The sequence below is a fragment of the Desulfobacteraceae bacterium genome (assembly GCA_022340425.1).
Lineage (GTDB): Bacteria > Desulfobacterota > Desulfobacteria > Desulfobacterales > JAABRJ01 > JAABRJ01.
Map to the genome: position 1 here is coordinate 1 of JAJDNY010000180.1, position 11,492 is coordinate 11,492.

Below are 11,492 nucleotides of genomic sequence, written 5' to 3' on the forward strand. Positions count from 1 at the left end.
TACGTCTTTTTCTTCCTCGGCGACGGCATGGCCAGTTCGCAGATCCAGGCCACCGAGGCCTACCTGACGACCCTAAACGGCGGATCGGCGACCGTGGCGGCAGACCTCTTAAATCCGGAAAACCGTCTCAACATGAGCAAGATGCGCGTTCAGGGCATGCAGACCACCTACGATGCCGGCGCCCTGATGACCGATTCGGCTTCCGCCGGGACGGCCTTCGCCTGCGGCGCCAAGACCAAGAGCGGCACCATCGGCATGGATGAGACCCTGACCACCGAATTAAAGAGCATCGCCCAGCTCGCCCACGAGCAGGGCAAGAAGGTCGGGATCATCAGCAGCGTGTCGCTGGATCACGCCACGCCGGCGTCCTATTACGCCAGCGTGACCAGTCGCGGTTACATGAACAACATCGCCACCCAGCTGGCCGAAAGCGGCTACGAGTTCTTCGGCGGCGGCGGCCTGGTCGCGCCCACAGGGCCGGCGCGCGATGGCGACACCGGCGAAAACGTTTGGGATCTGCTTACAAAAAACGGCTATACGGTCCTCAATGACCGTGGTGCGATTCTGGATCTGATGGATAACCCCAAAGACAAGGTCGTGTGCATCAATCCCGTGCTGCCGGGTTCTGCCGCGATGCCCTATGCCATTGACAAGCCGGACAAGAACCTTTCCCTGGCGGAAATGACCGAAGTGGCCATCGAGAACCTCTACAGAGATCGCCGGGGCCGTGGCCGGCATCGCGACCGAGGTTTCTTCCTCATGGTCGAAGGCGGCAAGATCGACTGGGCCTGCCACGCCAACGATGCCGTGGCCGCCATCGGCGATATGATAGATTTCGACGACGCCATCGGCGTGGCCCTGGAGTTCATGCGGCAGCACCCGCTGCAAACCCTGGTGGTGGTCACCGGCGACCACGAGACCGGCGGCATGACCATCGGCCACGCTACGACGGCCTATACGGCCTATTACGACCGCCTCATGGGCCAGACCAACAGCTACGAACATTTCGGGATGAATGAGTGGCTGGCTCATAAGGATAAATATTCCGACACTTACCAGCATGCATCTCCCAACAATTTTTTAGAAAACGGCATGGACGGTCTGGTACTTAGTTTTTTTGGTCTTAGTTATGATGATCTCAATGATTACCAGAAGGAACAACTTGAGAGAGCCTATGACTGGTCTATGACCAGGGTGTATGATCCGGTTTCAAAAAAATGGATTGACGGGAGCCATGCGGACGAAGCGGACAAAAACAATCTTCTCTATGGCAATTACGAGCCCATCATCGTGACCATCACCCACATCCTCAACGAGCGCGCCAGCATCGGCTGGACTTCCTATTCCCACACCGGCGTGCCGGTGCCGGTCTTTGCCGAAGGCCGCGAGGCCTTTCGCTTCGCCGGTTTCTACGACAACACCGACATCGCCAAGAAACTGGCCCGGGCCATGGGCATCCGCGCCGAACTGCCGGTGACGAAGTACTAACCGAGCGCCATCGCGGTGAACCCGCGCACCAAAGGGCGCCCCGACTCCCGGGGCGCCCTTTTTCATAACGATCCGATTAAAGGGGGGCAAATGTCGCGCCTGCGGCGGGAATGGCTCTTTTCTCTGGTGATTGCGGCGGTCTGCATCGGGCTGGCCTTTCTCGATTTGGCCCAGTCGCCGCGGGGAACACGCGGTCTGCATGCCCGCGGCCTGATCACCGATGTGGACAACAGCCATGTGCGCCAGAACCTGATCGTCAAGACCGAGGCCCAGGTTCTCACGGTGCGGCTGTTGGACGGCCCCCACGAGGGCCAGACGGTTGCGATCACCAACATGCTGACCGGCAAACTGGAGTTTGACGAATTCTATCAGGCCGGCGCCGTTGTTTTGGTCGAATACGACGCCGTCGACGGCAAGCCCGGCCACGGAATGGCCCGCGGCCACTACCGGCTCCACCTGCAGCTGGCGCTGATCGCGTTTTTCGGCCTGATGCTGCTGGCGGTTGCCGGGGTCACGGGGTTGAAGGCCATGCTTTCCTTCGTTTTCGCGGCCATGCTGCTCTGGAAGCTCTTTTTCCCCATGCTGCTGCGGGGCTGGCCGCCGCTCGCCACCGGTATCGGGGTGGTGGCGCTGCTCACGGCGGTGATCACCTTCTCCGTCGGCGGGCTCAACCGCCGGGGGATCGCGGCCTTCACCGGCGCCATGCTGGGCGTGCTGCTGACCTGCGGGCTGGCGGTCTGGTGCGCCAGGGGGTTCGCCCTCCACGGCGCGGTCCGCCCCTTTGCCGAAAGCCTGCTCTTTGCGGGCTTCTATTCGCTCAACCTGACCGATATCTTCATTGCCAGCGTGTTCATCGCCTCTTCCGGGGCCGTCATGGATCTGGCCATGGACATCGCCGCCAGCATGGACGAGATCAAACGCAAGCACCCGGCGATCGGCTTGGCCGAGCACGTGCGATCGGGCCTGCGGGTGGGGAGGGCGGTTGTGGGTACCATGACGACCACCCTGCTGCTGGCCTATTCCAGCAGCCACATCACCATGTTTCTGCTCTTCATGGCCAAGGGTCTGCCGGCTGCCAACATCCTCAACGCCCCCTTCGTGGCCGCTGAGGTCTTGAACATCCTGGTGGGGAGCTTCGGGCTGTTGACCGTGGCGCCTTTCACGGCGTTGGTGGCAGGCCTGATCTACCGGGAAAGGCCGGAGAAAAAGGCAGCGCGCACTCCCGCGAGACAAACGACCAACCCACTGAAACACGCCAACGTGCCGGCTCTCCGGCGGTCCGTATCCGAATAGGGGCATGCCGACCGGACATGAGCCAGAACCCCAACGCGGCGCCGGGAAACGCTATTCCGCCGCGCCCTCCGTCCTCCCCGGCGCCGTGGCCCGTCCCCGCCTGTGGCGCCCTGCTACCCATCGGGGTCCCTCCCTTGTCCCCCTCAAAAAGAAATTGACAGCCAACCGGTACCGCGCCATAGTCGCTTCATTTCCCTGAACGACCGGAATCGCCGCTGCTCCCGTCGGCGGTCCGTCGTTTGAGGCGGCCTCTGCAACCGGGCGCCGGCCCCCTTGCTGCCGGGCTCGCGATCCGTCACCCCATCGGAACCGACCTCCATGTCAACCCTGGCGATCCTGCGCTTTATCCGTTTCCAGGACATCCTGGACATCCTCTTTCTCAGCATCGTGACCTACCACCTCTACATCTGGTTTCGCGACACCAAGGCCTTCCGGGCGCTGGTGGGTCTGCTGGGGCTGGGGCTGATTTTCACCGCGGCCCGCGCCTGGGGTCTTTTTCTCACCACCTGGATGTTCCAGATTCTCTGGCAGGTGCTGATCATCCTGCTGATCATCCTGTTCCAGCCGGAAATCCGGCAGGTGCTGGAACGCTTCAACCCCCTCAAAAACCTGGGGTGGCCCAAGCTGCCGCCGCCGCCGGAATGGGCCGACCGCTTGGCGGAAGCCTGTTTCGCCATGGCCTGCCTGAGGATCGGGGCGCTGCTGATCATCGAACGCTCAAACCGCGTGGATGAGCTGATCACCGGCGGTATTCCCCTGGAGGCCCCACCGCGGCCGGAGCTGCTGCTCAGCATTTTTCAGAAGGAATCCCCGCTGCACGACGGGGCGGTGGTGGTGCGCCAGGGGCAGATCGTGGAGACGGCCTGTTTCCTGCCCTTGAGCGCGGCGGAAAATCTGCCATCCCATCTGGGGACCCGCCATCGGGCGGCCCTGGGGATCAGCGAGCGCTGCGATGCCTGGACGGTGGTGGTCTCCGAGGAGCGCGGCCAGGTGTCCCTTGCCCGCGAGGGGCAGTTGATTCCGATGACCAGCGCGGGGGAACTTTCCCGGGAGCTTTCAGCGGCCTGCATCGCCACCGCCGCACCGCAGGTGTCGAAACTGCATTGGGTGCGCCAGTTGCTGACCCGGCGCTGGCGGCTCAAACTGGGAAGCCTGGCCCTGGTCAGCGTCCTGTGGCTGCTTCTGGCCGGCCAGCAGGATTTCGAAGTCAGCTTCCGGGTGCCGGTGGAAATCAACAGCCTGTCCGCCGAATTGGAAATCGTCGATCCGGTCAAACCCGAAATACAGGTGACCGTCCGCGGCCTGCGCAAAGATGCCGGCACCCTCAAGCCCCGCGACATCCGCGTGCGGCTGGATCTCCGCGAGGCTGCTGCGGGCACCCAGAGCTTCCGCATTTTTCAGAACCTGATCACCCTGCCTGGCCGGCAGCTGGATGTGGTCCGGATCCAGCCGGCGGAACTCACCCTGACCTTGGGGCCAAAGTCCGCTCCCGCGGGGGAAACGGGTGTGCCGGCGGCGGAAACCGCCGTGCCAACTGCGCAGTGACCCCCCGTTTTTCGCCCTTACCAAAAGGGTTGCAGCCCCCGGGGTCCGACCGTCAAAACGGCCTCCAAAGGTCCATAGCGCTCGGTTTTGCTTCTCCGCAGGTGCTCAGACAGCGCCGACCACCCCGCCCCTTTGACTTGGGTTTGAGATTTGTGGGTGGAAAACTGCCCCAAGTTGGCCTGCCTTCGCAACCCAGCCATACTAAATTCAGGTGGTTGTGCCAGTCGCGCGCTTTTTCAGTTCCGAAAACACGCAGGCACACGAATTTTTATGAGACAAGCCAGATGACGCGATCCCCTGCATCCTGGAGCCGGAGCTGAGCGAGAAAGAGTTGCGACGAAACTGGGCACGGCTGATCCAAAAAATCTATGAGGTCGATTCTCTGGTGTGTCCCGCGGGTCCGATGCGCGTGATCGCCTTGATCGAGCAGGCCGATGTGATCCGCAAGATCCTCGAGCACCCGGGGCTTTGGAAAACCAGGCGTTCTGTCCGGCCGCGCTCCCACGCGCTTACCGCAACCGGTCACGACGGCTGCGGCGACTCCTGGATGCCGTCGACCGACGATTACCTCACCGATCGCGTTTAGGGCCTCGGAAAAAAATAATTCCAAATCTTGCTTCTTGGGTTTCGCTCATTTCAGAACGCCGGATTCTTTTTTGCGTGAGCCCTAAAACCCCTGGATACTTCTCGGGAAGGTTGTTACCGGCAGAACAACGGTGAAGATGGAACCGCTGCCTTCTTCGCTGCTGACCAGGATTTTGCCGCCGTGTTTGGCCACGATGCCCTGGGACACGCTCAGCCCAAGTCCGGTGCCCTTGCCTTTGGTTTTGGTGGTGAAGAAGGGGTCGAAGATCGAGGGTAGGATGTGGGCCCGAATGCCCTTGCCGTAATCGATGATTTTGACGGCCACATGGTCGGGTTTTTCATAGGGCAAGGCCATGACCTGGATTTTGCCGCCTCTGGTTGAGACATCCACAGCATTGAGGATCAGATTGAGAAACACCTGCTTAAGCTTTTGGCCGTCGCCGTGGATTGAGGGCAGGTTTTCGGTGACTTGCAGTTCGATTCTGATGCCGGACATGCGCACTTGGTTTTCCGCCAGGTGGATAGTTTCTTTGAGGAGTTTCCCTAAGTCGAGGGTTTGGATGGTTGATTCGCTCTCCCTGGCGAAGTCAAGCAGATTGCCCACGATGTTCTTGGCCCGGGCGGTTTCGTCGGCCGCGTCCTTGAGCATTTCCAAGCGCTCTTCGTCCGACAGGCTGGCGTAATCTTCCATCAGCATGTGAACGGTCAGCATGATGTTGTTCATGGGGTTGTTCAACTCATGGGCCACGCCGGCGGTAAGCGTCCCGATGGCGCGCATTTTGTGGGTCTGAATCAGGGCGGCTTCGCGGTTGGCGATCTCCTTGATCATTTCGTTGACGGCCACGGAAAGATCGGTGAATTCATCCCGATAGCGCCGCACCGGAGTGATGGGGGTGAAATCACCGGCCGCTATGCGCTGCGCATACCCGGAAAAGCGCGCCAGATTCTTGAAAATGCGACTGACCAGTAAATAGGCATTGGCCACCAAGAAGAAGAGCAGAATGACCAGGAAGACGATGTGAATGTCACGTTTGCGATCCAGGGTCTTGGAGAGGGCTGCCCGTTCTTCTTCCATCAGCCCCTGGGCGGCGGTGATGATGTTCTTGCCGTGCTGGCGCAGATCGATTTCGATCTTTCCCATGAATTGCGGATCGGTCAGTTTGGCGAAATCGTTGCGTTCGACGGTTTTCAACTCCTCCAGAAGGCCGGCGTAGGCTTCCAGTTGATGCAGAAAGGTCTGCTGTTCTTTATGACCCAGAATGGCGGTGAACTGATCGGCGTTGTCGGAGAAAATAGCTTTGGCCAAATGGATGTTCTCCAGGGCATCGTCAAGGTTGGTTTTGTACAGGAAAAAATTTTTCTCGTAACGCCGGGCCTGCTGGATTTCCACCATGAATTCCTGCACCACTTCCAGGAAATCCATATGATTGCGGATCTTGTAAATGTTGGAGATCAGAACGACGGCAATGATTAGCGCGAAGATAAATACCAGGGCATTGGCCATGTAAATCTGGTTTTTGACGCTGAACCGCTTGCGCGCCAGCAGGGCATGGCGGGCCTTGTCGATGATCTCCATCTGATCGTAAACGCGTTGAATGCTGCCGGAACCGTTTGCCTTGGTTGCATCGGCAGGCGGACTATCCTGGGTCATAAAGATGCCCTCGCTTCGCACAGGTGATGGATATCATCTGGTTGACCTTCGAGCTCTTCCTCGTACTCGTAAGCATACTCCTACTTGGTTCTGCGAGTTAACCTGACCAACCCCCTCAACTCGCCTGGTCAGCCGGTGTGAAATCAATGGGCTTTCCCAATGCGTCGGCGGCTTTGGCGATGACCTTGCGCAGGTCGTCGGGCTTGAACGGCTTGGCGATGAAATCAAAGGCGCCTTTCTCCATGGCCTCCCGTGCCAGGGCGATCATGGCATAGCCGGTAATCATGATTACCCTAGTATCGGGTGATTTGGCTAGAACATGCTCCAAAACCTGCATGCCGTCCATTTCGTCCATGCGGATATCCGTGACCACGATATCGAACGTCTTTTCATTGATCCGCCCCAGGGCCGGGATGGGCTCCTGGAACACTTCAACCTCGCAGCCCACCTTGGTCAAGGCCGGTTTGAGGCGTTTCCCCACGATGGCTTCATCGTCAAGCAACAGAATCTGCAACGGTTTGGACATAACTGCCTCCTTTGGGCTCCAAAGCGAACGTGGTTCCGGGGCTCCCGAAATTCCACTGCCGCGCCCTGGGGCCGGATTCCATCGGGATTAGCGAAAGCTTTCGGCCGCTTCCCGAATGACGTAATTGATCAGGTGGACTTCCACAAATTCAACACCCTCCACACCACCGGCGATCTCTTTGATGGCGGCCGCCTTTTTCTGACGCTCGCGTTTAAAGGCCTTGCTGGTCACCACCACCCTGCCATCGCGTACCTGAACGCGGACCTCATTCATATTTTCGAGCAGCCTGGTTTTGACCTTGGCGGCCAGGGCGCATTCGGCCAGATTTTTGGTGGAATAGGTCATGGGCTGGAACTTGCGATACCCAACCGCTCCGGATATGGTTTTGATGGATTCATCCGGATTGATTTGCGCCAGGTTGATCACCAGGTCGTACATGGATGGATCGGATTCATCGCAGTTGTAGGCAATCTGCGACCACTGCGCCTGTTTGAGCTTTTCACGCTGCAGTACTTTTTCGGCGCGCTGCTCGGATATGTCGCGCTGCAGGGCAACCAGTTTGACCTGCTCACGGGTATCTGCCAGCAGGCGCACCTTGAGCGCATGGGACACGCCCTCGACGTAAAGATGAGCGGCCAGCCCCCAGCATACAATGCGATCCGCCATGAGCCGGCTTAAAACCTCAGCCTCGATACAGGCCAGTAACTGTGCCCGGCGCTTGGTACGCATGCGCCGCCATTTGGAATGGTTGGCGCCCAGAGCCTCTTGCAGCTTTTCCACAGGCAGTTTATGGGCGGCCGCAATGTCGCCGAGCAGATCGGGCCCCAAGAGTTGGTAGCCTACCGCCTCGGCGGCTCCTTTGGCAATCTGTTCGGCGTGATCCAGGGAATCCGATGAAATTATGATAATGGACATGGTACCTCCTTTGGTTACGCGGCCTACACGGCATCCGAGGGAAAACTGCCGGACGAGTGGATTTCCAAGTTATAGATACCGCTGACGGTTTTACGGACGGCGTCCAGTTGTTTCTGCAGTTTGGCCGCATGGGTCTTGTCTTTGGTGTACACAATGACGTTGCCATAGTGGCAGGTCACTCCCAGGGTGGGAAAATCGTCCACGATCTCGGCCTTGACCCGGCAGGCCAACGCCAGATCCTTAATCTCCTGAAGGGTCTTCTCCGAGGTGCGGAACCCTTCTGTTTCGGTTGCGCGGCAAATGAAATCCACGGCGTCGTCCACCTTGAAGCGGTCGATGCGGATCACCAGATCATACAGACTGCTGTCCCAGGGGTCGACGCCATGCAGGCTTTTGGTCCACTTGCGCCGCTGCTGATCGTCCCTCTCGAGGATCGCGCGGGCCTCCTGTTCACCGATGCCCTCGCGCTTCATTTCACGGGCAACGCGGTAGTTCATATCGGCGGTAATGCGCACCTTGAGCACTCCTGGGATATCCTTTAGCAGGATATGGCCGGCCAGACCGTGGTAGACCACGTTGTCGCTGCAGACGCGCTCGGTCAGGGCCGACTGGATGTAGGCCAGATAGGCCTGTTTGCTGTGACTGAAGCGCCCCAGGATGCCCGGAGCATCGTGGATGGCCCGGATGAGCTTGATCTCCGGGATATGGAACCGGTCGCTGGCATCCAGCAGTAAATCCCGGCTGATGACACTGTAGCCAAGCCGCTGGCCCACGTTTTCCGCTACGATTTTGCCCATGGAATATGAGCCTCGTGATATCGTGATGATTGCCATTGAAGCACTCCTTGTTGATTCCGAAGGTCGGCTTTATTCTCTGTAAAAAAGGTCAGACGCCATAAACCACACTGATCATGGCGATCATGATCACCAAAAAGACGATACTGACCAGGCTGCCCGCCTTGATAAAATCAAAAGTGCGGTAGCGGCCAGGCCCCATGTAAAGGGCATTGACCTGGTGGGTGGGCAGCATAAAGGAATTGCTGGTGGCCAGACCGACCACCAGGGCGGCCATGCGCGGGTCGGTGTGGGCGGCGATGGCCATGTTGACCACCAGGGGCACCAGCAGAACGGTGGCGCCCACATTGGAGATCACCAGGGTAAAGAGGGTTGAAAGCACCCCGATCACCGAGAGCAGCATAATGGGAGAGACCGTGCCGATGAGGTTGAGCACGCTGTGGGCGATCCAGGCGGCCGCTCCGGTTTTTTCGGTGGCGATGCCCAGGGGGATGAGGCCGGCCAGCAGAAAAATGGTGCGCCAGTCCACCGACTGGTAGGCTTCATCGATGGTCAGCACCCGGGTGATCACCATGCCCAGAGCCCCGGTCATCAGCGACACCGACAGCTGAATGTTGAATCCCATGATCATCACCAGCGCCACCACCAGCCAGATGCCGGCCCAGATGGCCTTTTCCGGCCGCATGTATTCCAGCTCCGTGGGAATACTGAACAGCAGCCCGCCCTCGCGTTGCAGCGTTTTGAGTCGTTTCCAGGTGCCGAAAAGACGGATCACGTCGCCTGCTCGCAGACGGATGTCCCGCATACGGGACCGGTAGGTCTCTTCCTGACGGTAGATGCTCAGCGGGCTGATCCGAAATCTGTCCTGAAAGTCGATCTCCGGCAGGGTTTTGCCGATCAGGGATGAGCGCGGTGCAACCACGGCCTCCACGATGCCCGACTTGGCGCTGTCCAGATCGAACTTGTAGGTATCGAGGGCATCCTTGACCGACATTCCTTCGGCCGCCGCCATACGGTCCACATCCTCTTTTTTGCCGTGCACCACAATCTCGATGCCGGATTGCAGGGCCGTTTCAGGGGCCGGCGAAACCGTCTTGAAATCGGGCGGCTCGGTCATGGCCACCACGTTGCAGAGGTAGCGCTGGCGCAAATCCAGGACCGTCAACGGGTCCCGGTAGTGGGTAAAATCCTCCGGGGTGACCAGTTCGTACATCTCGCCCAGATCGCTGAAGGCCATGTCAGAGTCGCCGCCGTGATCGTCGTGATCGCCCTCCTCGCCGTCACCCTGGGGAAGTATTAAGCGGCCCAGGAAGATAAAACAGGCAATACCCCCGGCCAGCAGGGCCACCCCGATGGGGGTCACGTCGAACAGCCCAAAAGGTTTCAGGTGGAAGGGGGCCAACAGGTCGTTGAGCAGGATCAGCGGGCTGCAGCCCACCAGGGTGATTGTGCCGCCCAGAATGGCGCTGAATCCCACCGGCATCAGTAACCGGCTGAGGGGAATTTTCTGCATTTTGCTGATGCGCTGAATGGCAGGCAAAAAGAGGGCCGCCGCGCCGATATTCTGCATGAAGCTGGAGATCCCGCCAACGGTCAGGGAAATGGCGATGATAATCCGGGAGGTGCTCTTGCCGGCGATGGCCATCACCGGAGTCACCAGTTTGTTGATGATGCCGGTGCGGTCCAGCCCGGCACCGATGATGATCACGGCGATGATGGAAATAACCGCGTTACTGCTCATACCCACGAAGGCCTCTTTGGGGGTGACTAGATGCAGCAGCGGCAAGATAACCATCATCAGGATGGCCACCACATCCACCCGCACCCACTCGACCACGAAGAGGAAAACGGCCAGGCCGATCATGCACATTACGAGGATCATGTCAGTTGTCAAAGGTTCCATAATGGCTCCGAAAGTTGGTTGACAATCTCGCAGGAAGCACCGTGTTCGACATGCCGGACTTGATCCGGCATCCGTTAGCTATTGGCTGGATTCCGGCTTTCGCCGGAATATCCTAAAGACCGACTTCCTACGAAACCGTCCACGTTGATTCTGTCTCCGAAATGCTTTGGATGCCTGGCGCTTCCGCCTCCTATCCGTGGTGTTGGCGCTTGCTCACGGTCAACAAAGGGCACTCCAGGTTGCCGGATATCCGGCCAAACCAATGCCCCCTTCCTGGCAGATCAGGTCCGCTGCCCCAGATGATGGCCTGAAAGGGCGGCCGGTTGGCCAGGAATTTGACCAGTTCCTGGGCCGGGTCGCCCACCTTGCAGGCCGAGCTGACCTCGATGCCGTTTTGGACGTATGCTTCCGACGAGCGGCTCAACAGACCGGCGGCGCGCTCCTCCATTTTTTTCAATGCATTGCGCTTGGAACCCAACAGGGTTCGCCCTCTGAAAGACATGGAAACCAGCAGCAGAAAAGTCACCCGTGCGTTCATGCGCACGGCGAACTCGCAGCCATATTCGAGGGCTTCCGGGCAGGCTTTCTGATTGTCGAAAATGATCAGAATATCTCGAAACATGGTTCCACACGCCTTATCATAAAAGCACCCCTATAGAGCAAAGACTTTGCCAGAGGCTGCGAATGGTCGTTACTGACTGTTATAAAATGAAATTTTACGAAATACGTGATTTACACCATCGGCTTGGGAGCGTTGCGATTCGCAACACATGGATACCGGCAGGGGGTGGG

General features: G+C 59.0%; 10 protein-coding genes. 4 read left to right on the forward strand and 6 right to left on the reverse strand.

Features of this window, described 5'->3' with window-relative positions; translation table 11 throughout:
• The 4 genes from LJE63_16265 to LJE63_16280 form a co-directional block, all read left to right on the forward strand.
• Nucleotides 1-1,488, forward strand: a 1,488-nt coding sequence (locus LJE63_16265; protein ID MCG6908158.1) for an alkaline phosphatase, incomplete at its 5' end; no start/stop codon positions are given.
• Nucleotides 1,489-1,578: 90 nt separating this feature from the next.
• Nucleotides 1,579-2,781 (forward strand): YibE/F family protein, encoded by a 1,203-nt coding sequence (locus LJE63_16270; GenBank protein MCG6908159.1) that lies wholly within the window; start codon nucleotides 1,579-1,581, stop codon nucleotides 2,779-2,781.
• A gap of 318 nt (nucleotides 2,782-3,099) precedes the next feature.
• A complete protein-coding gene (locus LJE63_16275; GenBank protein MCG6908160.1) occupies nucleotides 3,100-4,326 on the forward strand; it encodes a diadenylate cyclase in 1,227 nt (408 codons plus the stop codon).
• A gap of 331 nt (nucleotides 4,327-4,657) precedes the next feature.
• A complete protein-coding gene (locus LJE63_16280) occupies nucleotides 4,658-4,912 on the forward strand; it encodes a hypothetical protein (GenBank protein MCG6908161.1) in 255 nt (84 codons plus the stop codon).
• Nucleotides 4,913-4,993: 81 nt separating this feature from the next.
• Here LJE63_16280 and LJE63_16285 read toward each other — a convergent pair whose 3' ends face one another.
• The 6 genes from LJE63_16285 to LJE63_16310 all read right to left on the reverse strand — a co-directional run bounded on the left by LJE63_16285 (nucleotide 4,994) and on the right by LJE63_16310 (nucleotide 11,322).
• Nucleotides 4,994-6,562 carry a HAMP domain-containing histidine kinase gene (locus LJE63_16285; protein MCG6908162.1) on the reverse strand — a complete coding sequence of 523 codons (1,569 nt, stop codon included), beginning with the start codon at nucleotides 6,560-6,562 and terminating at the stop codon, nucleotides 4,994-4,996.
• A gap of 115 nt (nucleotides 6,563-6,677) precedes the next feature.
• The gene (locus LJE63_16290; protein MCG6908163.1) at nucleotides 6,678-7,088 is read right to left on the reverse strand and encodes a response regulator; all 411 of its coding nucleotides are present in this window, start codon (nucleotides 7,086-7,088) and stop codon (nucleotides 6,678-6,680) included.
• Between the two features lie 87 nt (nucleotides 7,089-7,175).
• Nucleotides 7,176-8,003 (reverse strand): cytidylate kinase family protein, encoded by an 828-nt coding sequence (locus LJE63_16295; GenBank protein ID MCG6908164.1) that lies wholly within the window; start codon nucleotides 8,001-8,003, stop codon nucleotides 7,176-7,178.
• A 23-nt stretch (nucleotides 8,004-8,026) separates the two neighbouring features.
• The gene (locus tag LJE63_16300; GenBank protein ID MCG6908165.1) at nucleotides 8,027-8,836 is read right to left on the reverse strand and encodes a cytidylate kinase-like family protein; all 810 of its coding nucleotides are present in this window, start codon (nucleotides 8,834-8,836) and stop codon (nucleotides 8,027-8,029) included.
• 52 nt (nucleotides 8,837-8,888) lie between these two features.
• The gene (locus tag LJE63_16305; GenBank protein ID MCG6908166.1) at nucleotides 8,889-10,700 is read right to left on the reverse strand and encodes an SLC13 family permease; all 1,812 of its coding nucleotides are present in this window, start codon (nucleotides 10,698-10,700) and stop codon (nucleotides 8,889-8,891) included.
• A 190-nt stretch (nucleotides 10,701-10,890) separates the two neighbouring features.
• The gene (locus tag LJE63_16310; protein MCG6908167.1) at nucleotides 10,891-11,322 is read right to left on the reverse strand and encodes a universal stress protein; all 432 of its coding nucleotides are present in this window, start codon (nucleotides 11,320-11,322) and stop codon (nucleotides 10,891-10,893) included.
• Nucleotides 11,323-11,492 lie beyond the last annotated feature (170 nt).

What these genes read in the sequence shown, in the direction of transcription:
- LJE63_16300 (MCG6908165.1), bottom strand. Translation starts at nt 8,836, where the DNA reads ATGGCAATCATCACGATATCACGAGGCTCATATTCCATGGGCAAAATC.
- LJE63_16285 (MCG6908162.1), bottom strand. Translation starts at nt 6,562, where the DNA reads ATGACCCAGGATAGTCCGCCTGCCGATGCAACCAAGGCAAACGGTTCC.
- LJE63_16295 (MCG6908164.1), bottom strand. Translation starts at nt 8,003, where the DNA reads ATGTCCATTATCATAATTTCATCGGATTCCCTGGATCACGCCGAACAG.
- LJE63_16270 (MCG6908159.1), top strand. Translation starts at nt 1,579, where the DNA reads ATGTCGCGCCTGCGGCGGGAATGGCTCTTTTCTCTGGTGATTGCGGCG.
- LJE63_16305 (MCG6908166.1), bottom strand. Translation starts at nt 10,700, where the DNA reads ATGGAACCTTTGACAACTGACATGATCCTCGTAATGTGCATGATCGGC.
- LJE63_16275 (MCG6908160.1), top strand. Translation starts at nt 3,100, where the DNA reads ATGTCAACCCTGGCGATCCTGCGCTTTATCCGTTTCCAGGACATCCTG.
- LJE63_16310 (MCG6908167.1), bottom strand. Translation starts at nt 11,322, where the DNA reads ATGTTTCGAGATATTCTGATCATTTTCGACAATCAGAAAGCCTGCCCG.
- LJE63_16290 (MCG6908163.1), bottom strand. Translation starts at nt 7,088, where the DNA reads ATGTCCAAACCGTTGCAGATTCTGTTGCTTGACGATGAAGCCATCGTG.